The following is a 1,040-nucleotide window of genomic DNA, read 5'->3' as shown; positions in this document are numbered from 1 at the left end:
GCGCGCGTCGGCCGTGCCTGCTGCCGGCTTGGCCGCGAGCGTTGCCGGCGTGGCCGAGGACCGCGGCGCAGCGTCGGCGCCGGAGGCGTCGGGCGTCTTGGCGCAGGCGGAGAGGCTGAGGGCGCCGAGTGCGGCGACGAGGAGGGTGCGTTTCATGCCGGATCCTGGAATTGGGCGGGCGCCATGCGCCGCCGGGAACTGCGCCGATTGTGGCACGCCGGCCACGGGCGCTTGCGCGACGCGCGTCCCTGCGGCGGCCGCGGTTGGCGAACCGTACATGTCCGCTCAGCCGCGCGGATGGTGGCGTGCGTGCAGCTGCTTGAGCTGCTCGCGCGCAACCAGCGTGTAGATCTGCGTGGTCGACAGCGAGCTGTGGCCGAGCAGCATCTGCAGCGCGCGCAGGTCGGCGCCGTGGTTGAGCAGGTGGGTCGCGAAGCTGTGCCGCAGCCCGTGCGGACTGATGCGGGCCGGGTCGATACCGGCGGCCGCGGCGTAGCGCTTGACCCGTTGCCACACCTGCTGCCGGCTCGGTGGCTCGCCGCTGGCGCCGATGAACAGTGGCGCCAGCACGCGCTTGCCCGCCAGTTGCGGGCGGGCGTGGGCCAGGTAGCGCTCGAGCCAGTGCCGGGCCTCCTCGCCCAGCGGCACCAGGCGTTCCTTGCCTCCCTTGCCGCTGACCCGCAGCACGCCCTGGCGCAGGTTGAGCGCGGTCGCCGGCAGGTTGGCCAGCTCGCTGACACGCAGGCCGCAGGCGTACATCAACTCCAGCATCGCGCGGTCGCGCAGGCCGATCGGGTCGTCGACGTCCGGCGCGTCCAGCAACGCATCAACCTGGCTTTCGGCCAGGGCCATGGGCAGCAGGCGCGGCAGCCGGGGTGGCTCCAGCAGCGCGGTCGGGTCGTCGGTGCGCTCGCCGCGCCGCACCCGCCAGCCATAGAACGCACGCAGCGCCGACAGCAGCCGGGCGTTGCTGCGCGGCGAGTAGCTCTCTCGCATGCGCCAGGCCAGGTAGTCGAACAGTGCCGCGCGGTCGGCACCGG

At 73.8% G+C, this 1,040-nt stretch carries 1 protein-coding gene; it reads right to left on the bottom strand.

What is annotated here, in order from left to right:
• Nucleotides 1-285: 285 nt before the first annotated feature.
• Nucleotides 286-1,040 (bottom strand): site-specific tyrosine recombinase XerD (locus tag ACKVMH_RS13530; protein ID WP_412700668.1); only part of this gene is annotated, 755 nt, incomplete at its 5' end.

The sequence above is a fragment of the Lysobacter zhanggongensis genome, assembly GCF_046638635.1.
GTDB lineage: Bacteria > Pseudomonadota > Gammaproteobacteria > Xanthomonadales > Xanthomonadaceae > Novilysobacter > Novilysobacter luteus.
Note: the sequence above shows the minus strand (reverse complement) of the source record. Positions and strands in the feature narration are given on the sequence as shown.